Origin of the sequence: Methylobacterium carpenticola (assembly GCF_042748905.1) — a bacterium.
Classification (GTDB): Bacteria; Pseudomonadota; Alphaproteobacteria; order Rhizobiales; family Beijerinckiaceae; genus Methylobacterium; species Methylobacterium carpenticola.
Genome location: NZ_JBHZEO010000001.1, coordinates 1,234,726 through 1,257,727, shown reverse-complemented (window position 1 = coordinate 1,257,727; position 23,002 = coordinate 1,234,726). Strand labels below are relative to the sequence as shown.

At 71.8% G+C, this 23,002-nt stretch carries 19 protein-coding genes; 12 read left to right on the top strand and 7 right to left on the bottom strand.

Translation table 11 applies throughout. The features are described 5' to 3' along the window. Positions 1-105: 105 nt before the first annotated feature. From ptsP to ACE101_RS06055, 6 genes are all read left to right on the top strand, one after another. Positions 106-2,367 (top strand): phosphoenolpyruvate--protein phosphotransferase, encoded by a 2,262-nt coding sequence (gene ptsP / locus ACE101_RS06080; protein ID WP_379126816.1) that lies wholly within the window; start codon positions 106-108, stop codon positions 2,365-2,367. A 5-nt stretch (positions 2,368-2,372) separates the two neighbouring features. Further along, complete coding sequence (locus ACE101_RS06075; protein ID WP_379126814.1) at positions 2,373-2,981, top strand: LbetaH domain-containing protein; 609 nt, start codon at positions 2,373-2,375, stop codon at positions 2,979-2,981. Positions 2,982-3,133: 152 nt separating this feature from the next. Next, positions 3,134-4,213, top strand: coding sequence for a peptide chain release factor 1 (gene prfA / locus ACE101_RS06070; RefSeq protein WP_379126812.1), 1,080 nt, complete (start codon positions 3,134-3,136; stop codon positions 4,211-4,213). Beyond that, positions 4,210-5,109: a peptide chain release factor N(5)-glutamine methyltransferase gene (gene prmC, locus ACE101_RS06065; protein ID WP_379126810.1), complete on the top strand. Its 900-nt coding sequence runs from the start codon at positions 4,210-4,212 to the stop codon at positions 5,107-5,109. Before prfA ends, prmC begins: the two co-directional genes overlap by 4 nt. Before the next feature lie 382 nt (positions 5,110-5,491). Then, positions 5,492-6,448, top strand: coding sequence for a DUF4167 domain-containing protein (locus ACE101_RS06060; protein WP_379126808.1), 957 nt, complete (start codon positions 5,492-5,494; stop codon positions 6,446-6,448). A 202-nt stretch (positions 6,449-6,650) separates the two neighbouring features. Continuing rightward, complete coding sequence (locus ACE101_RS06055) at positions 6,651-7,307, top strand: TetR family transcriptional regulator (protein ID WP_379126806.1); 657 nt, start codon at positions 6,651-6,653, stop codon at positions 7,305-7,307. A 270-nt stretch (positions 7,308-7,577) separates the two neighbouring features. Here the strand turns inward: ACE101_RS06055 and ACE101_RS06050 are convergent, their stop codons facing one another. Then, entirely contained in the window at positions 7,578-8,912 is a 1,335-nt protein-coding gene (locus tag ACE101_RS06050; protein WP_379126804.1) for an MFS transporter, read from the bottom strand. A gap of 32 nt (positions 8,913-8,944) precedes the next feature. Then, positions 8,945-9,820: a shikimate dehydrogenase gene (locus tag ACE101_RS06045; RefSeq protein WP_379126802.1), complete on the bottom strand. Its 876-nt coding sequence runs from the start codon at positions 9,818-9,820 to the stop codon at positions 8,945-8,947. A gap of 228 nt (positions 9,821-10,048) precedes the next feature. On the opposite strand from ACE101_RS06045, the gene ACE101_RS06040 reads away from it, so the two are divergent. From ACE101_RS06040 to aroQ, 5 genes are all read left to right on the top strand, one after another. Next, positions 10,049-10,969: a LysR family transcriptional regulator gene (locus ACE101_RS06040; RefSeq protein ID WP_379126800.1), complete on the top strand. Its 921-nt coding sequence runs from the start codon at positions 10,049-10,051 to the stop codon at positions 10,967-10,969. A 116-nt stretch (positions 10,970-11,085) separates the two neighbouring features. Next, positions 11,086-11,973 carry a shikimate dehydrogenase gene (locus ACE101_RS06035; RefSeq protein ID WP_379126798.1) on the top strand — a complete coding sequence of 296 codons (888 nt, stop codon included), beginning with the start codon at positions 11,086-11,088 and terminating at the stop codon, positions 11,971-11,973. 104 nt (positions 11,974-12,077) lie between these two features. Continuing rightward, the gene (locus tag ACE101_RS06030) at positions 12,078-13,442 is read left to right on the top strand and encodes an MFS transporter (RefSeq protein WP_379126796.1); all 1,365 of its coding nucleotides are present in this window, start codon (positions 12,078-12,080) and stop codon (positions 13,440-13,442) included. Between the two features lie 73 nt (positions 13,443-13,515). Further along, positions 13,516-15,399 carry a bifunctional sugar phosphate isomerase/epimerase/4-hydroxyphenylpyruvate dioxygenase family protein gene (locus ACE101_RS06025; protein ID WP_379126794.1) on the top strand — a complete coding sequence of 628 codons (1,884 nt, stop codon included), beginning with the start codon at positions 13,516-13,518 and terminating at the stop codon, positions 15,397-15,399. A gap of 58 nt (positions 15,400-15,457) precedes the next feature. Next, positions 15,458-15,883 (top strand): type II 3-dehydroquinate dehydratase, encoded by a 426-nt coding sequence (gene aroQ / locus ACE101_RS06020; protein ID WP_379126792.1) that lies wholly within the window; start codon positions 15,458-15,460, stop codon positions 15,881-15,883. A gap of 53 nt (positions 15,884-15,936) precedes the next feature. Here aroQ and kdsA read toward each other — a convergent pair whose 3' ends face one another. The 5 genes from kdsA to ACE101_RS05995 all read right to left on the bottom strand — a co-directional run bounded on the left by kdsA (position 15,937) and on the right by ACE101_RS05995 (position 21,238). Next, a complete protein-coding gene (gene kdsA, locus ACE101_RS06015) occupies positions 15,937-16,788 on the bottom strand; it encodes a 3-deoxy-8-phosphooctulonate synthase (protein WP_379126790.1) in 852 nt (283 codons plus the stop codon). A 76-nt stretch (positions 16,789-16,864) separates the two neighbouring features. After that, positions 16,865-17,389: a GNAT family N-acetyltransferase gene (locus ACE101_RS06010; protein WP_379126788.1), complete on the bottom strand. Its 525-nt coding sequence runs from the start codon at positions 17,387-17,389 to the stop codon at positions 16,865-16,867. Continuing rightward, on the bottom strand, positions 17,386-18,000 hold the full coding sequence (locus ACE101_RS06005; RefSeq protein ID WP_379126786.1) for a helix-turn-helix domain-containing protein: 615 nt from the start codon (positions 17,998-18,000) through the stop codon (positions 17,386-17,388). Before ACE101_RS06005 ends, ACE101_RS06010 begins: the two co-directional genes overlap by 4 nt. Positions 18,001-18,086: 86 nt before the next feature. Further along, entirely contained in the window at positions 18,087-19,427 is a 1,341-nt protein-coding gene (locus ACE101_RS06000) for a sigma-54-dependent transcriptional regulator (RefSeq protein ID WP_379126784.1), read from the bottom strand. Further along, positions 19,424-21,238: an ATP-binding protein gene (locus ACE101_RS05995; RefSeq protein ID WP_379126782.1), complete on the bottom strand. Its 1,815-nt coding sequence runs from the start codon at positions 21,236-21,238 to the stop codon at positions 19,424-19,426. The genes ACE101_RS06000 and ACE101_RS05995 overlap by 4 nt, the downstream gene beginning before the upstream one ends. A 286-nt stretch (positions 21,239-21,524) precedes the next feature. Between ACE101_RS05995 and ACE101_RS05990 the strand changes: the two genes are divergently transcribed. Further along, entirely contained in the window at positions 21,525-22,874 is a 1,350-nt protein-coding gene (locus ACE101_RS05990) for a dicarboxylate/amino acid:cation symporter (protein WP_379126780.1), read from the top strand. Positions 22,875-23,002: the final 128 nt, after the last annotated feature.

Sequence of the window (23,002 nt, the reverse complement as noted above, 5' to 3'; positions counted from 1 at the left end):
TCGCTATACGGCCCTGACGGGGCCGGTCCGGTCGCACTCCTCGCGCCGGTATCTCCCGGTTGCAAAGCACCGGGCCAGGCTCGCTAGAGGGTGGAAGTCGAGACGATGCCCGCTGCGCCTGGAGGTCCGCGCCTGCTTCTGCGCCGCCTCCGTGAAGCCATGGCGGAGCCGGTCAGCCCGCAGGCCCGCCTCGACCGCATCGTCGTCATCATCGCGGCGAACATGGTCGCCGAGGTGTGCTCCGTCTACGTCCTGCGGGACGACGGCATGCTCGAACTCTTCGCGACCGAGGGCCTCAACCGCGAGGCGGTCCACCTCACCACCATGCGGGCGGGCGAGGGCCTCGTCGGCCTGATCGCCGCGAGCGCCGAGCCGCTCTCCCTCTCGGACGCGCAATCCCATCCGGCCTTCTCGTACCGCCCGGAGACGGGCGAGGAGATCTATCACGCCTTCCTCGGCGTGCCGCTCCTGCGGGCCGGCAACACGATGGGCGTGCTCGTCGTCCAGAACCGGACCTACCGGGTCTATTCCGAGGAGGAGATCGAGGCGCTCCAGACCACCGCCATGGTGCTGGCGGAGATGATCGCCTCGGGCGAGTTGCAGGCGCTCTCGCCGGGCACCGTCAACGCCACGCGCCGGGCCCTCGCGCAGGGCGGCGTCGCCCTGGCGGAGGGCGTCGGCCTCGGGCACGTGGTGCTGCACGAGCCGCGCATCGTGGTGAAGAACCTCATCGCCGAGAATGTCGAGCGGGAGGTGACGCGGCTCGAGACCGCCATCGCGGAGGTGCGCTCGGCCATCGACGACCTCGTGGAGCGCGGCGACGTCGCCGGCGCCGGCGAGCACCGGGAGGTGCTGGAGACCGTGCGCATGTTCGCCCACGACCAGGGCTGGCTGCGCCGGATGCGCGAGGCGGTGCTCTCGGGCCTCACCGCCGAGGCGGCGGTGGAGCGCGTCCAATCCGACAACCGCGCCCGCATGCTGCGCCAGAGCGACCCTTACCTGCGCGAGCGCCTGCACGACCTCGACGACCTCGCCAACCGGTTGCTGCGCCAGCTCGTCGGCGCGCAGGGAGCCGGCCCCGGCGCGATGCCCGAGAACGCGATCCTGGTCGCCCGCTCGATGGGGCCGGCCGCCCTCCTCGACTACGACCGGAGCCGGCTGCGCGGCGTGGTGCTGGAGGAGGGCGGGCCGACCAGCCACATCGCCATCGTGGCCCGGGCGCTGGGCATCCCGGCGGTGGGCGAGGTGGCGAACGCCACCGCCCTCGTCGAGAGCGGCGATGCCATCATCGTGGATGGCGGCGCGGGCGAGGTGCAGATCCGCCCCGGCCCGGAGGTCGAGGCGGCCTATGCCGAGAAGGCCCGCCTGCGCGCCCGGCGCCAGGAGCAGTACCGGGCCCTGCGCGACCTGCCCTCGGCCACTCGCGACGGCGTCGGGATCGCGCTCCAGCTCAATGCGGGCCTGCTCGTCGATCTCTCGCACCTGCACGAGACCGGCGCCGAGGGGGTCGGGCTGTTCCGCACCGAGCTGCAATTCATGGTGGCCGAGCGCATGCCCTCGGCGGCCGAGCAGCAGAGCCTCTACGAGGCGGTCTTCGCCGCCGCGGGGGACCTGCCGGTGACGATCCGCACCCTCGACATCGGGGGCGACAAGATCCTGCCCTACATGAAGGCGCTGGAGGAGGAGAACCCGGCGCTCGGCTGGCGGGCGATCCGCATCGGCCTCGACCGGCCGGGTCTGCTGCGCATGCAGCTGCGCGCCCTCCTCAAGGCCGCGGGCGGGCGCCCGCTCAAGATCATGTTCCCGATGGTGGCGACGGTGGAGGAGTTCGTCCGCGCCAAGGCCATCGTCGACCGGGAGAAGGCGCATCTCGCCCGCCACGGCCATCCCCTCCCCTCGGATTGCCGCCTCGGCGTGATGGTCGAGGTGCCCTCGCTCCTCTTCCAGATGGACGAGATCGCGACCACCGCGGATTTCCTCTCGGTCGGCTCGAACGACCTGATGCAGTTCCTCTTCGCGGTCGACCGCGAGAACCGGCAGGTGGCCAACCGCTTCGATCCGCTCTGCGCCGCGGCGCTGCGGGCCTTCGGGCTGATCGCCGAGCGCGCGAACGCGGCGGGCACGCCGGTCACGGTCTGCGGCGAGATCGGCGGGCGCCCTCTGGAGGCGATGGCGCTGATCGGCCTCGGCTACCGGGCGCTGTCGATGTCGCCGGCCTCGATCGGGCCGGTGAAGGCGATGGTGCTGGCGCTCGACGCCGCCGAGGTGAGCGCCTTCCTGAAGGACGAACTCGCCAAGACCGGCGACGGCGCCTCCTTGCGGCCGGCGCTCGCCGCCTTCGCGGAGGCCCGGGGCATCCCGGTTTGACCTGGATGATCGACCCGGCGGCGTATATCCGGGCCTTCCCCGCCTTCCCCCATCCGATCGACGACGCGGCGCCCTGGGCGATCACGGGCCGCGCCGAGACCCTGATCGCGTCGCTCCTGCCCCGGCTGGATGCCGCCTATCGCCGCGTCGGCCCCTGCGCCATCCACGCGAGCGCGACCGTCGAGCACGGCGCCTTGCTGAAGGGGCCCGTCGTCGTCGGTCCCGGCTGCTTCGTCGCCGCCGGCAGCCTCCTGCGCGGCGGCTGCTGGCTCGAAGCCGGCTGCGTCGTCGGGCCCGGGGTCGAGCTGAAATCCAGCCTGGTGTTCTCGGGCGCGAAGCTCGCCCATTTCAATTTCGTCGGCGACAGCCTCATCGGGCGCGACGTCAACATCGAGGCGGGGGCGATCATCGCGAGTCATCGCAACGAGGCCGACGACAAAAGGATCCGGATCCGGGTCGCCGAGGGGGTGATCGAGACCGGGGTCACGAAATTCGGTGCGCTCGTCGGGGACGGGGTGCGGGTCGGCGCCAATGCCGTCGTTGCGCCCGGGGCTTTGCTGGCGCCGGGGAGCGTGGTTCCGCGTCTCGGCCTGGTGGATCAATCTCCGGGCTGAGCGGGAGCCGCCGCCCGTCCGGCGCATGGGGGTTGTTCCCATGGCCGGCTCCCCACACCGCACAGACCTGCTATACGCCAGCCTCCCGGCCGACGGCGCGCAGACCCTCAGCCGGCTGACATCCGGCCAGGCCCGAGCCCATATCCCCTTCGATGATCGTCCTCCCTTCCGACCGACTCGATGCCATCCTGGCGCGGCACGACATCGTGACCGCGACCCTCAGCGCGGGCGAGGCCGATTCCGACAGCTTCGTGCAGCTCTCGCGCGAACTCTCCGAACTCGACGACGTGGTGGCGGCGATCCGCGCCTACCGGGCCGCCGAGGCGGAGCTGCGCGGCGTCGAGGCGATGCTGGAGGAGGGCGACCCGGAGATGCGGGCGCTCGCCGCCGAGGAGAAGCCGGAGGTCGAGGCCGCCCGCGACGCCGCCGCCAAGGCCCTCCAGATCCTGCTGCTGCCGAAGGATTCCGCCGACGAGAAGAGCGCCATCCTGGAGATCCGGGCCGGCACCGGCGGCGACGAGGCCGCCCTCTTCGCCGGGGACCTCTTCCGGATGTATGCCCGCTACGCCGATCTCAAGGGCTGGAAGGTCGAGGTGGTGTCGGAGAACCCCGGCACCATGGGCGGCTACCGCGAGGTGGTGGCGGAGGTGAAGGGCCGCGGCGTCTTCGCGCGGCTCAAGTTCGAGAGCGGCGCCCATCGGGTCCAGCGCGTGCCCGAGACCGAGACGCAGGGGCGCATCCACACCTCGGCCGCCACCGTGGCGGTGCTGCCGGAGGCCGAGGAGGTGGACATCCACATCAACGAGGCCGACCTCAAGATCGACACCATGCGCGCCCAGGGCGCCGGCGGCCAGCACGTCAACAAGACCGAATCGGCGATCCGCATCACCCATATCCCGAGCGGCCTCGTGGTCTTCGTGCAGGAGGAGCGCTCGCAGCACAAGAACCGCGCCCGCGCCATGGCGGTGCTGCGCGCCCGGCTCTACGAGCAGGAGCGCAGCCAGAAGGACGCGGCCCGCGCCGCCGACCGCCGGGCCCAGGTCGGCAGCGGCGACCGCTCGGAGCGCATCCGCACCTACAACTTCCCGCAGGCGCGGGTCACCGACCACCGCATCAACCTGACCCTCTACAAGCTGGAGGAGGTTCTGGCCGGCACCGCCCTCGACGAACTCGTGGACGCGCTCGTCACCGAGCATCAGGCGGCCCTGCTCGCCGCCGAGGGGCTGGGGTGAGCGATCCCGTCGCGCCCGGGCTCAGCCGGGCGGCGGCGCAGGCCCGCGCCGCCTCCTTCCTGGCCGAGCGCGGCATCGAGACGGCGTCGCTCGACGCCCGGCTGCTCCTGCTCGACACGCTCGGCCTGCGCCCCATCGACCTCGTCCTCGACGGGGAGCGGCCGGTCGCGGCGGAGGACGCGGCCCGGCTCTCGGCGGCGCTGCAGCGGCGCGCCCGGGGCGAGCCCGTCGCCCGCATTCTCGGCGCCTGGGAGTTCTGGGGCCTGCCCTTCCGGCTCTCCCCCGCGACGCTGGTGCCCCGCCCGGACACCGAAACGGTGGTCGAGGCGGCCCTCGCCTTCGGCCCGGAGCGGAGCGCGCCGATTCGCCTCCTCGATCTCGGCACCGGCTCGGGCTGCCTGCTCGTCGCGCTGCTGAGCGAATGGCCACGAGCCGTCGGCGTCGGCATCGACCGCGCCCGCGAGGCGCTCGCGACCGCCCGCGACAATGCGGAACAGAACGGCGTCGGCGGCCGCGCGTTGTGGATACAGGGCGATTGGGCTGGAGCGCTCGACGGACGCTTCGATATCATCGTCGCGAATCCGCCCTATATCGCCACCACGGTCATCGCCGAACTCGCCGAGGATGTGCGCGTCCATGATCCCCGGCTCGCCCTCGACGGCGGCCCGGATGGACTCGATGCCTACCGCGTCATCCTGCGGCAGGCCGCCACTCTGCTGGCGCCCGCAGGCCGGCTGATCGTCGAGATCGGCTTCGATCAAGAGGAGGCGCTGCGTCATCTGGCCGAGCGCACGGGATTGCAGGTCTTGGTTGTGCGGCGCGACCTTGCGGGACATCCCCGCGCCGTGGTGATGGCGCGGGAATCGGGTGCGAACCAGGATTCCTCAAGTTTCTGATGCCGTTGCCTGCAATTTCGCTTGGCTCGGCAAGCTGAACCCGCTAACGTCCGGCCGCAGATCGTGAACGGTCCGGTAAGACAGCCTGGCTAAGTTTTCAAGCGCTCCTCCAGGCGCGGAACTTGGACGATCTTCCACCACCGGGCAGACCCTGAGGGACGGAGCGGTCAGGTCCGGTGGTCCGCATCTGACAATCGTCGGGCGACCCGAACGCGCGAGAGCCCGCGGTTGTGCAGTGCACGACGGACATCGTCACGGTCGGACGGGCAGGTCCGTCAGCCGGTCGGGGCGCCGCGAGAGGAGCCGTTCGTCCGGTCGTGTCCCCTTGAGTATATCGAACGAGGGTCAGTCGAGACCGATGAGACCAAACCAGAACAGGCGTATGCGTGGCCGCAACCGCAGCAACAAGGGCCCGAATCCGCTCACCCGGGCCTACGAATCGAACGGTCCCGACGTCAAGATCCGCGGCACGGCCCAGCATATCGCCGAGAAATACGCTCAGCTGGCGCGCGACGCGCAGGCGAGCGGCGATCCGGTGATGGCGGAGAACTACTTCCAGCACGGCGAGCACTACCAGCGCATCATCGCCGCGGCGAACGAGCAGTACCGGCAGCAGTTCGGCGGCATGCGCCAGCCCTTCGACGACGAGGACGAGGGCGACGACGAGGCACCGCAGACCAACGGCTACGCGGCCGGACCGGACAACCGCGGCGGCAACGGCTACAGCCCGAACGGCTACGGCCACGGCGACGACTACGTCGATCCCGCCCAGCAGCCGCAGCCCTACGAGACCCGCGGTGAGCGCGACGACCGCCCGCCCCGCTACGACCGCCAGCAGGACCGCCGGGATCGCTTCCAGAACCGGGACCGGCCGCAGCGCCAGGATCGCCAGCAGGATCGGTCCGATCGCCAGGGTGAGCCGCGTCAGGATTTCCGCGGCGACCATCCCCGCCAGGATGGTCCCCGCCAGGATGGTCCCCGCCAGGACGGTCCTCGCCATGACGGGCCGCGCGAGCGCGGCGAGTTCCGCCGCGAGCGTCCGGAGCGGCCGCGCCGCGAGGAGCCGCGGGCCGAGCTGCCCGTCGCCGAGGAGCCCGGTCTGCCGGCCTTCCTGACGAACCCGGTCCGGCCGGCCCCCGCCCCGGCGCCCGTGCCGCCTCCGCCGCCGGCCCCGCCCGCCATCGAGGAGCCGGCTCCGGTCTCGCCCGCCGCTGAGGCGGCCGAGGCCCCGGCCCGTCCGCGCCGCCGCCGCCGGACGCGCTACGAGGGCCAGGAGGGTGGCGTCGAGGGCGGCGATCCGTCCGCGCCCAAGGCCCCGGTCGACGCTCCGTCGGAGTGAGCCCTTGGCGGACCGGCCCCGCGGCCGATCCGCCGGCAATCCGCCCGAAGTGCCGGCCCGTCGGCGCTTCGGGCGCGCATCGCGGCGGGGCCGTGCCCCGACCGAAGTGCTACGGAAAACCCGTTCTCCCGCATGGACGCACCGGGCGCCGCCCGATACCTGTCGCCCTGGGGGCAGGCTCGAGGGTGGGTGAGCATCGATCATGGCGGGATCGTCGCGCGCGTCGCGCGCTGAGGGGACGCGCGCTCACGATCCGGAGCGCACCAAGGCCGACATCGTCGCGGTCGCCACCGAGGAATTCGCCGAGAACGGCCTGAGCGGCGCCCGCGTCGACGCCATCGCGGAGCGCACGCGCACCTCCAAGCGCATGATCTACTACTACTTCGGCAGCAAGGAGGGGCTCTACCTCGCGGTGCTGGAGCGGGCCTATGCGGAGATCCGCGCGATCGAGGCGGAACTCGATCTGGAGCACAGCGACCCCGTCGAGGGCCTGCGCCGCCTGATCGGCCAGACCTTCGATTCGGACGAGGCGCACGCCGCCTTCATCCGGCTCGTCACCATCGAGAACATCCACAAGGCCAAGCACCTGACCGGGATGGAATCGATCCGCCGGATCAACCGCCGGGTGATCGCCCTCATCGAGGACCTGCTGACGCGCGGCCGGGCCCAGGGCCGGTTCCGCAACGACGTCGACGCCGTCGACATCCACATGATGATCAGCGCGCTCTGCTTCTTCCGGGTGGCGAACCGCCACACCTTCGGGGCGATCTTCGACGTCGACCTGTTCGCGCCGGACCGGCGCGAGCGGCACCGGGAACTCATCGCCGACGCCGTCGTGCGGGCGCTCGCGCCGGGCTGAGGCCGGCCGAGGAGAGCGGCGGAAGCCTCTCATACGGTTTCCGGATGATCGCTTCGCGATGCGGAAACCGGCCTCGCTCAGGCATGCGCGGAGCCCTGCTCCGCGCCGCGCGGGCTCGTGATACGGTTTCCGAAAGTGATCTTCCGGAAACCGTATCAAGCCTCGAATCCCTGTCCGGGCCCGAACGGGCCCGGACAGGGGGAACGGGAGGGGCGTTGCGTTCCGTGAGAGCGCCTCAGCGCCGGGGACGGGCGGCGATGGTGCCCGCGCTCACGACCGGCCGAGATCGGTGAGGGATGTGCGGTAGGTCTCCCGGGCGGTGAAGACCGAGACGGCGGAGATCAGGCAGGTCACGGTCACGAAGGCCGCCACCGGATACCAGCCGGTCGGCCCGCTGCCCTGGATCGCCGCCGCGATGGTGGGCGCGAAGCCGCCGAGCGCGAAGCCGATCTGCGTGCCGATCGCCATGCCGGAGAGCCGCACGCGGGTGTCGAACATCTCCCCGTAGAGCGACGGCCAGACACCGTTGGCGGCGCTGTAGACCACGCCCGACAACAGGATGCCGAACACGAACATCAGCGGCACGTTGCCGGCCGAGACCGCCCAGAACAGCGGCCACACCAATACGGCCGAGCCGAGGGCCCCGAGGATGAAGACCGGCCGGCGGCCGATGCGGTCGGACAGCATGGCCCAGAGCGGGATCGTCGCCAGCGCCACGAAGTTCGCCAGGATGAGGACGAGCAGGGTCGTCGGCTGCGGGATCTTCACCTCGCGCACCGCGTAGGCGAGGACGTAGTTGGCGCCGATCGTGCTGACCACCGAGACCAGAGCCGCGAAGATCACGCGCAGCAGGTCGGCGGATTGCGTCCGGAACAGGGTCACGACGGGGAGTTCCGCCTCCTTGTGCTGCGCCTTCTCCTCCTCGAAGACCGGCGTCTCCGGCAGGGTGCGGCGCACCCAGAACCCGACCGCGACCACGAGGGCGCTGAGGAAGAAGGGGATCCGCCAGCCCCAGGAGAGCAGTTGATCCTCCGGCAGGGCGGTGATCGGCAGGAAGACGAGGTTGGCGAGGATCAGGCCCGCCTGCGTGCCGCTGAGCGTGAAGCTCGTGAAGAAGGCGCGCCGGTCCGCGGGCGCGTGTTCGAGGGTCATCGAGTTCGCCCCGGCCTGCTCGCCCGCCGCCGAGATGCCCTGCATGAAGCGGGCGAGGACGAGGAGGGTCGGTGCGAGGAGCCCCGCCTGCGCGTAGGTCGGCAGGCAGCCGATGATGAAGGTCGAGAAGCCCATCAGGAGGAGCGTGAAGGTCAGCACCCGCTTGCGCCCGAAGCGGTCGCCGACATGGCCCAGCCCGATCGCCCCGAACGGCCGTGCGATATAGGCGACGCCGAAGGTCGCGAAGGACAGCATCAGGGCCGCCTGCGGATTGTCCGGCGAGAAGAACAGCTTGGGGAAGATCAGCGAGGCCGCCGCCCCGTAGACGAAGAAGTCGTAATACTCGACGGCGCTGCCGATCCAGCTCGCGAGGGCGGCCTTGCGCGGCGCCGCGACGGCAGGCGGGGACGAGGCGGACGCGTAGGCGCCCGCCGGAACGGCTTGAACGGACATCGGGGGTTTCCTCTCGGGGGATGACGGGTGGGTCAGGCGGCCGTCTGCGCGGCCTTGTCGCCGAGTTCGGCGAAGTGGCGCAGCATCCGCGCCGGGTCGGGCGTGCGCCCGGTGAAGAGACGGAAGGCCTCGACGGCCTGGAACACCGCCATGCCGCCCCCGTCGAGGGTGCGGCAGCCGAGCCGGCGCGCCGCGCGCAGGAGCTCGGTCTCGATGGGGAAATAGACGATCTCGGCGACCCAGAGCGCGGGCCGCAGGAGCGCGGCCGGAAGCGGCAGGCCCGGATGGGCCGCCATGCCGGTCGGGGTGCAATGGGCAAGGCCGTCCGCTGCGGCCATGTCGGCCGCGAGATCCGCGGAGGCCCGGGCGCGGCCGGCGCCGAAGCGGGCGCAGAGGCTCTCGGCCACCTGCGCCGCCCGCGCCGGATCCATGTCCGCGATGGCGAGTTCGCCGACGCCGAGGGTGAGGAGCGCGTGCGCCACCGCGGCGCCCGCGCCGCCCGCGCCGAGCTGGACGACGCGGCCGCGGGCCGCGTCCGGCAGGTTGCGGCGGAAGCTCTCGGCGAAGCCCCACCAATCGGTGTTGTGGCCGACCCGCTGCCCGTCCCGCAGCACCACCGTGTTGACCGCGCCGAGCGCCGCGGCGTCGGGCGAGAGCGCGTCGAGATGCGGGATCACCGCCTGCTTGCAGGGATGCGTGATGTTGAGGCCGGCAAATCCCAGGCGCTCGGCGGCCGTGAGCAGCTCCGGCAGCGCCTCCGGCCCGAGCCCGAGCCGGTCGAGGTCGATGGTCTGGTAGAGGATGCGCAGGCCCTGGGCGTCGCCCTCGTGCTCGTGCATCGGCGGGGTGCGGGAGGCCTGGATCCCCGAACCGATCAGCCCGAGGAGAATGCGGGACGCGGCGCTCACGGCCGGCCTCCCCTCACCGCGATCCCGAAGGACCGGACATGGCACGGCGCGCAAGCCATCATCATCGCCTCGACGTTTCCTCGGATGGGGACGGATCGCCCCTTGGTTGTCGAGCAAATTAACGAACTGGTACGTTCAAGTCAAGGGCGCGTCATGAGCCCCCTCCGCAGCATCGTCCGGCGGCGCTATGGAGGGAGCGGACCGGGCCGCCATCCATCGAGGCACAGCATGCTGACGCTCCGCCAGATCGAGGTGGCCCGCGCCGTGATGGTGACGGGGACGCTCGCCGGGGCCGCCCGGCTCCTGAACGTCTCGGCACCGGGCATCAGCCGCCTGATGAAATACACCGAGACCTCCCTCGGCATCCGGCTGTTCGACCGCCGCGGCGGGCGGCTCGTGCCCTCCGATCAGGCCCGCGCGGTGTTCGAGCAGATCAACGCGGTCTTCGACAAGATCGAGGACCTGCGCTACGTCGTCGACCGCACCCGCAGCGGGGCCGGGCAGGAACTCCTGATCGGCTCGGTCCCGTCGATCTCCCACGTGATGGTGCCGCGCGCCATCGAGCGCGTCCGGGCCAAGTACCCGCGGCTCCTGATCGACATCAACATCCTCAAGATCGAGGAGGCCATCGACTACCTGCTGCTCGGCAAGGGGGAAGTCGTCGCGATGAGCTATCGCCTCGATCATCCGGCCCTGATCTTCGAGCCCCTGGCGAGCGGCAACCTGTACTGCATCGTGCCGGAGCGGCACCCGCTGGCCGCCCGGGGCTCGATCCCGGCGCGGGAGATCGCGCGGCATCCGCTGATCGGGATCGACCCCAACGACCCCTACGGGCGCATCATGTCGAACCTGTTCCGCGAGCGCGACCTCGCCTACGAGATCACCATCCGGGCGCGGTTCGGCTCGACGGTCTGCTCCCTCGTGAAGGCCGGCCTCGGCATCGCGGTCATCGACCAGTTCACCATCGCGGACGGCGCCTTCCCGGGCATCCGGGTGCTGCCCATCGAGGAGCCGACGCGCTTCCAGACCTGGATCGCCCGCAAGGCGGGCGGCACGCTCAGCCTGTTCGCCGCGAGCTTCGTGAAGGACCTGCGCACGGAGATGATGCGGCAGGCCGCGGCGGCTCCCACCGAACCGGCCGTAACATGATGTTATCTTCAGCGCTCGAATTGGTACTCGGACAACCGGTTTCGCCGCATTAGGAGTCGCGGTCGGGAGGTGCTCCTGCCGTCTTGGCGGGGGACCCGGCCCCAAGGATCCAGGCCATGGTCCCGGCACCGCGGACGCGTTTCCTGCTCGGATTGATCGGATCGCCGATCCGCCACTCGGCCTCGCCCGCGATGCACGAGGCGGCGGCCCGGGCGCTCGGCCTGGAGGCGCATTACCAGCTCATCGACGTTCCGGGCGCCTCCGCGGCGCAGCTGCGCAACCTCCTCGAGAGCGTGCGGCTGATCGGCTTCTCGGGCGTGAACGTCACCTTCCCTTACAAGGAGGCCGTGGTTCCGCTCCTCGACGCCCTGTCGGAGGGGGCGCGGGCCGTGGGCGCCGTGAACACCATCGTGGTCGAGGATGGCCGGCTCGTCGGCCACAACACCGATGCGAGCGGCTTCGCCCGCGCGCTGACGCAGCGGTTCGGTGCGGTTCCGCCGGGCCCCGTGGCGGTGATCGGAGCCGGCGGCGTCGGCAAGGCCGTGGCGGTGGCGCTCGGCTCCCTGCCGGGCGTCGAGATCCGCCTCGTGGACACCGATCCCGGCAAGGCGGAGGCGCTCGCCGCGACGCTGCCGCCGCGGACGCGCCCGCGCCTCTGCCGGACCGTGGCGGAGGCCCTCGACGGGGCGACCGGCCTCGTCAACGGCACGCCGGTCGGCATGCTGCCGAACCGCGACAGCCCGGTTCCGCCCGATCTCCTGCGGCCCGGCCTCTGGGTCGCGGACGCGGTCTATTCGCCGCTCTGGACCCCGCTCCTGCGGGAGGCGGCGCGGCGCGGCGCCCCGGTGATGACCGGGCGCGACCTCGCCCTCCATCAGGCGATCGACGCGTTCCGCCTGTTCACCGGCCACGACGCCCCCGAGAGCGCGATGGCCCGCGCCTTCGATGCGACGGCGGGCGATCCTGCGGAGGACGCGGCCTCGCCGGCCCGGCGGGCCGGCTGACCGATCGCGGCCCGGGACAATCCGGGCCGCGCTCTCGCAAACGGGCCGCAGAGCCCGACGAGACCACAACCAACCGCGAGACGGACCAACAGGAGGAAACGACGATGAGTGCGGATGAAGCGCATCCCGATCCACACGGGCAGCGGCAATCGCGGAAGGCGGCCGCGAGCGGCTGGATCGGATCGGCTCTCGAATACTACGACTTCTTCATCTACGCGACGGCGGCGTCGCTGATCTTCCCGCAGATCTTCTTTCCGGCGGGGAATCCCACGGTGGCCATCGTGGCCTCGCTGGCGACCTACGGCGTCGGCTATGTCAGCCGGCCGATCGGCGCTTTCGTGCTCGGCCACTGGGGCGACACCCACGGCCGCAAATACGTGCTGATCCTGTGCATGTTCCTGATGGGCTTCTCCACCATCGCGGTGGGCCTGCTGCCCACCTACGGCCAGGTCGGCATCCTGGCGCCGATCCTCCTCGTGGTCCTGCGGCTGATCCAGGGCTTCGCGGTGGCCGGCGAGATCTCGGGCGCGAGTTCGATGATCCTGGAGCACGCCCCTTTCGGCCGGCGCGGCTTCTACGCGAGCTTCACCCTGCAGGGCGTCCAGGCCGGCCAGATCCTCGCCGCCGCGGTGTTCCTGCCGCTCGCCCATTACATGCCTGCGGAGGCCTTCAACAGCTGGGGCTGGCGCATCCCGTTCCTGCTCAGCGTCGTGGTGATCATCGCGGGCTTCATCATCCGCCGCGAGGTCGAGGAGACGCCCGCCTTCACCAAGGAGGAGGCCCGCGGCGACATCCCGCACTCGCCCGTGGTGGAGGCCTTCCGCACCAGCTGGCCCGACATGCTGCGCGTGGTCTGCATGGCGCTGATGAACGTCATCCCGGTGGTCGCCACCATCTTCGGGGCGGCCTACGCGGTCCAGGCCGCCTACGGCATCGGCTTCGAGAAGGACGTCTACCTGTGGATCCCGGTCCTGGGGAACATCGTCGCGGTCGTGGTGATCCCGTATGTCGGCCGCCTCTCGGACCGGATCGGCCGGCGCCCGCCGATCATCGTCGGCGCCATCGGGTCGGGCCTGCTGTCCTTCGGCTACCTCTACGCGATCAGCATCCACAACGTGCCGCTCGCGATCGTGATGTCGCTGCTGATGTGGGGCGTCGTCTACCAGGGCTACAATGCGGTCTATCCGAGCTTCTATCCGGAGCTGTTCCCGACCCGGACCCGCGTCTCGGCCATGGCGATCTCGCAGAATCTCGGCACGGCCATCACCGCGATGCTGCCGGCGCTGTTCACCGCGGTGGCGCCGCCCGGCTCGACCAACATCCCGCTCACGGTCGGCGCGATCACCCTGGCGATCACCCTGGTCGCGGCGCTCGCCGCCCTGAGCGCCCGGGAGACCTACCGCATCCGGATGAGCGACCTCGGCCAGCCGGGCGCGACGCCGGTGGGGCCTGAGCCGGCCCACGCCTGAACCCGACATCGCGGCCGCATCCCGGCCGCGATGTCCCTGTGGGGACCTGCCCCGCCTCGATGGAGAACCGGGAATGAAGCTTGCGATCGCAACCGTGTGCCTGAGCGGCACGCTCGGCGAGAAGCTGGAGGCGATCGCCGCTGCCGGCTTCACCGAGGTCGAGATCTTCGAGAACGACCTTCTCTCGTTCAACGGCACGCCGCGCGACGTGCGCCGCATGGCCGAGGATCTCGGCCTCGCGATCGCCGTCTACCAGCCCTTCCGCGATTTCGAGGGCATGCCGGAGGCGCAGCGCGCCAAGGTCTTCGCTCGCGCCGAGCGCAAGTTCGACACGATGCACGAACTCGGCTGCGACCTCCTGATGGTGTGCTCGAACGTCTCGCCCGACAGCCTCGGCGGCCTCGACAGGGCCGCGGCGGATTTCCGCGAACTCGGCGACCGGGCGCAGGCGCGCGGCTTCCGGATCGGCTACGAGGCCCTGGCCTGGGGCCGGCACGTCAACGATTACCGGGATGCCTGGGAGATCGTGCGGCGGGCCGACCACCCGGCGGTGGGCTTCGTGCTCGACAGCTTCCACGTGCTCGCCCGCGGCACCGATCTCGGCGCCGTGCGCTCGATCCCGAAGGAGAAGATCGTCCTGGTGCAGATGGCCGACGCCCCGCGCCTCGCCATGGACGTGCTCTCGTGGAGCCGTCACTACCGCTGCTTCCCCGGCCAGGGGGACTTGCCGATCGGCGCCTTCGTGGACGCGCTGGCGGCCACGGGCTTCGACGGGCTCCTGTCGCTGGAGATCTTCAGCGACCGCTTCCGGGCCGGCTCGGCGCGCGGCGTCGCGGTGGATGGCCGCCGCTCGCTCCTCGTCATGCTCGACGACCTGCGCCGCCGCTCCCCCGCCCCGCATCTCCCGGCCCTGCCGCCGCGCGCCGCCTGCGAGGGGATCGAGTTCATCGAATTCGCCATGGACGACGAATCCGCCGGCACCTTCGAGGCGGCGCTGCACGGGCTCGGCTTCGCCCGGACGGCGCGCCACCGCTCGAAAGCCGTGACGCGCTGGAGCCAGGGCGGCATCAACCTCGTCGTCAACACCGAGAAGGAGGGCTTCGCCCATTCCTTTCAGGTCACGCACGGCGCCTCGGTCTGCGCGGTCGCCCTGAAGGTGGACGATGCGAACGCGGCGGTGGAGCGGGCGGTGGCGCTCCTCGACGAGCCCTTCCGGCAGGCGGTCGCCCCGGGCGAACTCGACATCCCGGCCTTGCGCGGGGTCGGCGGCAGCCTGCTCTACTTCGTGGATCGCCACAGCGGCCTCGACCAGCTGTGGGACGTCGATTTCGAGCCGCTGCCGGCGGAGCCGGAGGCGGGCGCGGGCTTGGTGGCGGTCGATCACCTCACGCAGAGCATGCGCCACGAGGAGATGCTGACCTGGCTCCTGTTCTACACCGGGCTCCTCGCCGTGGTTCAGCAGCCGGTGCAGAACGTGGTCGATCCCGGCGGCGTGGTGCAGAGCCAGGCGGTCGAGGCCCCGGACGGGCGCCTGCGCCTCGTCCTCAACGCCTCGCAGAGCCGCCAGACCCTGGCCTCGCGCTTCCTGGCGGAGGCCTTCGGGGGCGGCGTGCAGCACGTGGCGCTCGCCACGACCGACATCGTCGCGACGGTTGCGGCGCTCCGCGCCCGCGGCGTCGCCCTGCTACCGATCCCGGAGAACTACTACGACGATCTGGAGGTCCGCACCGATCTGAGCGCGGAGACGATCGAGCGGCTGCGCGAGAACCACATCCTGTACGACCGCGACGGCGAGGCCGAGTTCTTCCAGGTCTACACGCGCGGGCTGCTCGACGGCGGCTTCTTCTTCGAGATCGTCGAGCGGCGCCGCTATCATGGCTACGGCGCCGTCAACGCGCCGATCCGGCTCGCGGCGCAGACCCACCTGGCCCCGCATCCGGCGCTCCCGAGCCGGTAGGATCGCCGTCGGGTTCCGCGCTACACCGCCCTCGCATCTTCCCCGGACACGAACGACCATGCCCGACATCCACGTCCTCAACGGCCCGAACCTGAACCTCCTCGGCACCCGCGAGCCCGGCATCTACGGCGCGCTGACGCTGGCCGACATCGAGCGGCGGCTGCGCGAGCGGGCGGGCGGGCGGGCCGCCATCACCTTCCGGCAGTCGAACCACGAGGGCGACCTCGTCACCTGGATCCAGGAGGCCGGCGCCGTCGGCGCGGGCGTGATCCTGAACGCGGGCGCCTACACCCACACCTCGGTGGCGCTGCGCGACGCGATCTCCGGCGCCAAGGCGGTGGTCATCGAGGTCCATCTCTCGAACGTCCACGCGCGCGAGAGCTTCCGCCACCATTCCACCATCGCGCCCGTGGCGCGCGGCGTGATCGCGGGATTCGGCCCGCTCTCCTACGATCTCGCTCTCGAAGCGCTGCTCGCCGGCTGAGCCCGGCGGCCCGGCCCCGGCCGTGCCGGGTCCGGTCGGAGCGCCTCGTCGGGTCAGGAGGCTTTGGCGAGGCGGTCGAAGGCGACGAGCGTCTCGAGGAGCGCCGGCATGGCCCGCAGCGGCACCATGTTGGGCCCGTCCGACGGCGCGCGGTCGGGATCGGCATGGGTCTCGATGAAGACGCCCGCCACGCCCACCGCCACCGCGGCGCGCGCGAGCACGGGAACGAACTCGCGCTGCCCGCCCGAGGTCGCACCCTGGCCGCCCGGCTGCTGGACCGAGTGCGTGGCGTCGAACACCACCGGTGCCCCGTTCGTCACCCGGGCCATGATCGGCAGCGCCCGCATGTCCGACACCAGGGTGTTGTAGCCGAAGGAGGCGCCGCGCTCGGTGACGATCACGTTCGGGTTGCCCGCCCCCGTGATCTTGGCGGCGACATGCGCCATGTCCCAGGGCGCCAGGAACTGTCCCTTCTTCACGTTCACGGCCCGCCCGGTCGCGGCGGCGGCGAGCAGCAGGTCGGTCTGCCGGCACAGGAAGGCCGGGATCTGGAGCACGTCGACGGCCTCGGCGGCATGCGCGCATTGGGCGGCCTCGTGCACGTCGGTGAGCACGGGGAGCCCCAGGCTCTCGCGGATCTCGGCGAAGATCGGCAGCGCCTCGGCGAGGCCGAGCCCGCGGGCGGAGCCGACCGAGGTGCGGTTGGCCTTGTCGAACGACGACTTGAACACGAGGCCGAGGCCGAGCGGCGCGGTCATCTCCTTGAGCGCGGCGGCCACTTCCAGGGCGTGGGCGCGGCTCTCCAGCGCGCAGGGGCCGGCGATCAGGCTGAGCGGCAGATGGTTGCCGAAGCGCACGTCGCCCACCGTGACGACGGGACCTGAGGGCGGGGTATCGGTCGGCATCGATGAATGTCCCGGAAGCTGGCGAAGAGGTCCGCGCCTCGCAGGCCATGATGGCTTTCGAGAGGCGCCGCCCCCTCTACGACAACTCCTTGTAGAAGTAGACCGTGTCGCAGGGCCGGCCGTCGGGCAGGAGCGCGTAGCCCGGGATGGTGCCGACCCGCGACCATCCGGAACGCGCGTAGAGCCGTTCCGCCTCGGCGCTCGCGGTGTCGAGGACGAGGAGCGTCTTGGCGGCTCGGCGCGCCGCCTCCTCGGCGGCCCGCATCAGGGCGGCGCCGATCCCGCGGCCCCGGGCCCGGCGCAGCACCAGCACCTTCGACACGTCGGCCCGGTGCGGCTGGTTCTCCGGCTGCGCCAGCACGACCTGCACGGTGCCGACCGGCCGGCCCTCCGCCTCCTCGGCCACGATCAGGCGCCGCTCGCCCCGCGCGACGCCCGCCGCCACGTCGCGCCAATAGGCGTCCGCCTTCGCCGCGGGCAGGGGTGCCATGAAGCTCACCGACGCGCCGCCCTCGACGCAATCGATGAGCAGGGCCGCCAGGGCGTCGCGGCGCGCCAGGGCCTCGTCTGCGGAGAGGTCGCGGATGGTCGGGGCGGTCACGGGGCACCTCGATGCTCGGCCCGCGCGCCCGTGGCGACGGCCACGAGGGTGCGGGCGGGGTGGCCGGCGGGGTTGTGGAAGGCGACCGGCCGGTCGACGCGCATGGCGAGGCAGTCGCCGGCCGCGAGGCGGTGGACCTCCGCGCCCAGCGTCACCACGACCGTTCCGTCGAGGACCCAGACCTGCTGCTCCAGGGGCGGGACGCGGGTGCTGTCGTAGGCGACCGTGGCGCCGGGCGGCAGTTCCACCTCCACGAGGTCGAGGGGCGAGGCGAAGCCCGGCGGCGAGAGGTTGCGGCGCTGGTAGCCCGTGCCCGGGTCGCGCCAGCAGCGCTGATCGGCCCGCCGGCTCAGCGGCGAGGCGTCCTCCCGCTCCTCGCTGGAGAACAGGGCCGCGAGCGAGACCCCGAGACCGGCCGAGAGCCGTTCGAGGATTGAGGCGGTCGGGCTGCTCTCGCCCCGCTCCACCAGCGAGATCATCGACCGGCTCACCCCGGAATGCTGGGCGAGCCCGTCAAGGGTCAGGCTGCGGGCATGGCGCAACGCCCGCAATCGCGCGGCGAGGCGCGCATCGAAATCGGCCGGCGCATCATCCATGATGCCAGAATTCATATCCAGCTTCCTGGAGTCAACCGCAACGATCCGGGCCCGCTCCCAGCTGGAGCGGCGCGATCGGAGAAGCCGGGCGGCCTCGTCCGTCAGCGGTAGTCGTTCGGATCGAGCCCGTAGCGGGCGAGCTTGTCGTAGAGGGTCTTCCGCGGCGTCCCGAGAGCCTCGGCCGCGAGGCGCACATCGCCGCCCGCCATGATCAGCTCGTCCCGGATGCGGCCCCGCTCGAAGCGGTCGACCTCCTCGGCGAGGGTGAGCGTGCGGGTGGCCGCGCCCTCCCCGGGCGCCGCCGGCCCGAGGCCGAGCGCGCAGCGCTCCGCGAAATGGCTGAGTTCGCGCACGTTGCCGGGCCAGGAATGCCGGTTGAGCATGTCGCGGATGGCCGGGGTCACCGGCGGCGGCGGCCGGTTGAAGCGCGCGGCGGCGCGGGTGAGGAAGTGCTCGAACAGCAGCGTCACGTCTTCGCGGCGATCCCGCAGGGGCGGGATCGCCACCGTCACCACGTTGAGGCGGTAGTAGAGGTCGTCCCGGAAGGTGCCCTGGGCGGCGGCCTGGCCGAGGTCGATCTTCGTCGCCGCCACAACCCGCATGTCCACCGGCCGCACCTCGTTGGTGCCGAGCGGCTCGACGGCCCGCTCCTGGATCACCCGCAGCAGCTTCACCTGGAGGCCGAGCGGCATGCTCTCGATCTCGTCGAGGAACAGCGTGCCGCCGCTCGCATGCTCGATGCGCCCGACCCGGCGCTTGACCGCGCCGGTGAAGGCGCCCGCCTCGTGACCGAACAGCTCGCTCTCCACCACGCTGTCCGGCAGCGCGCCGCAATTCATCGCCACGAAGTTGCCGCGCCGCCGCCGGCTCCAGCGGTGCAGGGCGTTGGCCACCACCTCCTTGCCGGAGCCGGTCTCGCCGAGCACCAGCACGTCCACATCCGCTTCCGCCACGTCGCGGACGAACCGGCGCAGCCGGGTGATCGCGGGCGAGACGCCGAGGAAGGCCGGATCCTCCGCCACCGCCGCGTCGAGGCGCTCGCGCAAGGTGCGGTTCTCGACCACGAGGCGGCGGCGCTCCAGGGCGCGGCGCACCGAGCCGATCAGTTGCTCGGCCGGATAGGGCTTGGCGAGGAAGTCGTAGGCCCCCTCCCGCATGGCGCGCACCGCCATGGTGATGTCCCCGTGCCCGGTGATGAGGATCACCGGCAGGTCGGGATCCGCCTCCGCCACCGCCCGGAACAGGCCGAGCCCGTCGAGGCCGGGCAGGCGCACGTCGGTGACGACGACGCCCGGCGGATCGGCGAGGATCGCCTTGAGGGCGGGCTCGGCCGCCGGAAACGCCTCCACCGCGAGCCCGTCGAGTTCGAGGCTCTGCCGGTTGGCCCGGCGCACGTCCTCCTCGTCGTCGATGAAGACGATCCTGTCGGCGGGTTGCGTCATGCCGCCTCCTCCGTGGTGTCCGTGCGGGCGAGGTCGATGCGGAACACGGCGCCGCCGGTCTCGCCCGCGGAGACCGCGAGCGTGCCGCCGCATTCCTCGACGATGCCCCGTGAGATCGCGAGGCCGAGCCCGAGCCCCTCGGCCTTGGTGGTGAAGAACGGATCGAAGATCTGCGCGCGCACGGATTCCGGGATGCCCGGGCCATTATCGGCGACCTCCACCAGCGCCCGGCCGCCGCGCGCCTGCGCGCGCACGCTCACCCCCGGGTCGGGGCGGCCCGCAACGGCGTCGAGGGCGTTCTGGAGCAGGTTCACCAGCACCTGCTCCAGGCGTGCCCCGTCCCCGAGCACGATCAGGTCCGGCTCGGGCGAGGCGATGGCCAGGGCGACGCCGCCCTCCGCGGCGCGGGCCTGCACCACCTCGCGGGCGTTGCGCAGGATGCCGGCGAGCGAGACCGGCTCGCGCCGCCCCGAGGCCCGCCGGGCGAAGCCCTTGAGCTGCCGGGTGAGCCCGGCGATGCGCTCCGTGAGGCGGCCGATGGCGGAGAAGTTCTCGCTCGCATCCTCGATGCGGCCGCGGCGGATCAGGATCGCGGCGTTGTCCGCGTAGGAGCGGATGGCGGCGAGCGGCTGGTTGATCTCGTGCGCCATGCTGGCGGCGAACTGGCCGAGGGCGGCGAGCCGCCCGGCCTGGGCCAGCTCGCGCCCGAGCCGCTCGCGCTCGGCCTCGGCGCGCTGGCGTTCGGCCATCTCGGCCCGCAGCTGCGCATTCGCGTCGGTGAGCGCCCGGGTGCGCTCGCGGACCCGGGATTCCAGCTCCTCGCGCCGGGCGGCTTCCTCGGCGCGCTGCGCGTCCGTGCGGCGGCGGCGGGCGTGGAGCACGGCGAGCCCCGCGCAGGCCGCCCCCGCGACGAGGCCTGCGAGCACCTGCGCCTGCCACCGCTCGCGCCGCACCGCCGCACCGACCGGCGTCAGCACGTGGAGCCGCCACGCGGTGTCGGGGATGGCGGCGTCGAGGGGCAGGACGAGGCGTGCGGGCGTCGCCGCCCCGCCGACCCGCATCAGATCACCCTCCGCGGCGGGATGGAGCGGCAGCGGGGTCAGGTCCGCATGGCCGAAATCGAGGCGCTCGCGGATCCGCTGCCGCTCGGCATCCTCAACCGGGCCGAGGGTGCGGAACCGCCACGCCGGCTCGCTCGCCACCAGGACGATGCCGCGGGGATCGGTGGCGAAGACCTGCGCGCCGCTCCCCCGCCACGCGGCCTCGACGCCGTCGAACTCGACCTTGACCACCACCACGCCGCCCCCGCCCGCGATCCGCCGGGAGAGATAGAGCCCGGGCCGCCCGCTGACCGTGCCCAGCGCGAACTGGGAGCCGGCCCCCTGCTCCAGCGCCTCGCGGAAATAGGGCCGGAAGGTGTAGTCGTTGCCCACGAAGCTCGTCGCCGTGCCGGCGTTGCTCGCCGCCACCGTCAGCCCGTCCGCCCGGATGACGTAGATCACCGCGGCGCCCGTCGCGGCGGCGATCGCGGCGAGCCGCCCGCTCACCCGCCCGGCGAGGCCGGGCTCCGCCCCCGCCGCGACGAGGGCGGCCATCTCGGGATCGGCGGCGAGGGCGAGGGGCAGCGAGGCCTGCTTCTGCATCTCGGCCCGCAGCGCCGCCACCTGGAGCGTGAGCCCGGCGGAGGCCGAGCGGCGCAGATCCGCGAGCGCCGCCCGCTCGGCGAGGCGCCCGCCGATCCAGGCGGCGAGGAGCACCGCCGCCAGCGCGGCGACCCAGGCGAGAATCGGCCGCCGCGCAGCCGTCAGCATTGCGGAATCCCGCACAGCCTCGCCAGGCGTCGTGCGGGCGGCCGGAACGGGACCGGGCGGCCTCTCCTCCGGCATCGGAAATTTCCTCCCATTCACAACATCTTAGCAAATTCTTTGCCGGCCAGCCGCCCTGGCACGCCGGTTGCCATTCCGGCAGCGATCGCGGCCTCTTCCGTCGGCAGAGGCTGCACACCGGAAGGTCAAGAGCAAGAGCCGGAACCGGACGGGCACCCCGCCCGCCGCGTCGACCGGCCCGAATCGTCGTCATCAACCGGGAGAACGCCTCATGGCCGTCACAGTCCCCTCGCCCCTCACCGCCCCGCACGCGCCGCCCAAGCCCAAGCCCCTCTACCGCACGCTCTACTTCCAAGTCCTGGTCGCGGTGGCGATCGGCATCCTGCTCGGCCACTTCTATCCGCAGCTCGGCGCGGAGATGAAGCCGCTCGGCGACGCCTTCATCAAGCTCGTGAAGATGATCATCGCCCCGGTGATCTTCCTCACCGTCGTCTCCGGCATCGCCGGCATGACGAACCTGGAGAAGGTCGGGCGGGTGGGCGCCAAGGCGCTGATCTACTTCATCACCTTCTCGACGCTGGCGCTGATCGTCGGCCTCGTGGTGGCGAACGTGCTGCAGCCCGGCCACGGCCTGCACATCGATCCGAAGTCCCTCGATCCCAAGGCCGTCGCCACCTACGCGGGCAAGGCCAAGGAGCAGAGCATCGTCGACTTCCTGATGAACATCATTCCCTCGACGGCGGTGGGTGCCTTCGCGGGCGGCGAGATCCTTCAGGTCCTGTTCTTCTCGGTGTTGTTCGGCTTCGGCCTCGCCTTCATGGGCGACCGCGGCAGGCCGGTGCTCGACCTCGTCAAGGTGACCGCCGAGGCGATCTTCGGCGTGGTGCACATCATCATGAAGGTGGCCCCGATCGGCGCCTTCGGCGCGATGGCCTTCACCATCGGCAAGTACGGCGTGTCCTCGCTCGCCAACCTCGCCTACCTCGTCTTCGCCTTCTATCTCACCTCGGCGATCTTCGTGCTCGTCGTGCTCGGCGCGGTGGCCCGCTACAACGGGTTCTCGGTGATCAAGCTGGTGCGCTACATCAAGGAGGAGCTGCTCCTGGTGCTCGGCACCTCGTCGTCGGAATCGGCGCTGCCCTCGCTCCTCAACAAGATGGAGCGGGCGGGCTGCTCGCGGCCGGTCGTCGGCCTCGTGGTACCGACCGGCTACTCCTTCAACCTCGACGGCACCAACATCTACATGACGATGGCGGCCCTGTTCATCGCCCAGGCGACCGACACGCCCCTCTCGCTCGGCGAACAGGCCCTGCTGCTGCTCGTGGCGATGCTCTCCTCGAAGGGCGCCGCCGGCGTGACCGGCTCGGGCTTCATCACCCTCGCCGCGACGCTCGCGGTGGTGCCCTCGGTGCCGGTCGTCGGCATGGCGCTGATCCTCGGCATCGACCGCTTCATGTCCGAGTGCCGCGCGCTGACCAACTTCATCGGCAACGCGGTGGCCTGCGTCGTCGTCGCCCGCTGGGAAGGCGAGGTGGACGAGGAGCGCCTCGCCGCCGCCCTCAACGGCAGCCCGCTGCCGCTCGCGGAGGACCTCCCCGCCGTCCTGCAACCGGCCGAGTAAGCTGTCCGCAGACCGGCTCGAAGGCCCCTCTCTCCCGGCGAGAGAGGGGCCTTTCGTCGTTCCGGGAGCCTCGCCGCGCCGGCGCCCGCCCGCCACGACCGGGCGCTGTCCCCACCCTGCAACGGAGC

Bases quoted from the DNA above. Each gene is read 5' to 3' on its own strand.
- ptsP (WP_379126816.1), top strand. From the start codon at position 106: ATGCCCGCTGCGCCTGGAGGTCCGCGCCTGCTTCTGCGCCGCCTCCGT.
- ACE101_RS06075 (WP_379126814.1), top strand. From the start codon at position 2,373: ATGATCGACCCGGCGGCGTATATCCGGGCCTTCCCCGCCTTCCCCCAT.
- prfA (WP_379126812.1), top strand. From the start codon at position 3,134: ATGATCGTCCTCCCTTCCGACCGACTCGATGCCATCCTGGCGCGGCAC.
- ACE101_RS06060 (WP_379126808.1), top strand. From the start codon at position 5,492: ATGCGTGGCCGCAACCGCAGCAACAAGGGCCCGAATCCGCTCACCCGG.
- ACE101_RS06055 (WP_379126806.1), top strand. From the start codon at position 6,651: ATGGCGGGATCGTCGCGCGCGTCGCGCGCTGAGGGGACGCGCGCTCAC.
- ACE101_RS06050 (WP_379126804.1), bottom strand. From the start codon at position 8,912: ATGTCCGTTCAAGCCGTTCCGGCGGGCGCCTACGCGTCCGCCTCGTCC.
- ACE101_RS06040 (WP_379126800.1), top strand. From the start codon at position 10,049: ATGCTGACGCTCCGCCAGATCGAGGTGGCCCGCGCCGTGATGGTGACG.
- ACE101_RS06035 (WP_379126798.1), top strand. From the start codon at position 11,086: ATGGTCCCGGCACCGCGGACGCGTTTCCTGCTCGGATTGATCGGATCG.
- ACE101_RS06030 (WP_379126796.1), top strand. From the start codon at position 12,078: ATGAGTGCGGATGAAGCGCATCCCGATCCACACGGGCAGCGGCAATCG.
- ACE101_RS06025 (WP_379126794.1), top strand. From the start codon at position 13,516: ATGAAGCTTGCGATCGCAACCGTGTGCCTGAGCGGCACGCTCGGCGAG.
- aroQ (WP_379126792.1), top strand. From the start codon at position 15,458: ATGCCCGACATCCACGTCCTCAACGGCCCGAACCTGAACCTCCTCGGC.
- kdsA (WP_379126790.1), bottom strand. From the start codon at position 16,788: ATGCCGACCGATACCCCGCCCTCAGGTCCCGTCGTCACGGTGGGCGAC.
- ACE101_RS06005 (WP_379126786.1), bottom strand. From the start codon at position 18,000: ATGAATTCTGGCATCATGGATGATGCGCCGGCCGATTTCGATGCGCGC.
- ACE101_RS06000 (WP_379126784.1), bottom strand. From the start codon at position 19,427: ATGACGCAACCCGCCGACAGGATCGTCTTCATCGACGACGAGGAGGAC.
- ACE101_RS05995 (WP_379126782.1), bottom strand. From the start codon at position 21,238: ATGCTGACGGCTGCGCGGCGGCCGATTCTCGCCTGGGTCGCCGCGCTG.
- ACE101_RS05990 (WP_379126780.1), top strand. From the start codon at position 21,525: ATGGCCGTCACAGTCCCCTCGCCCCTCACCGCCCCGCACGCGCCGCCC.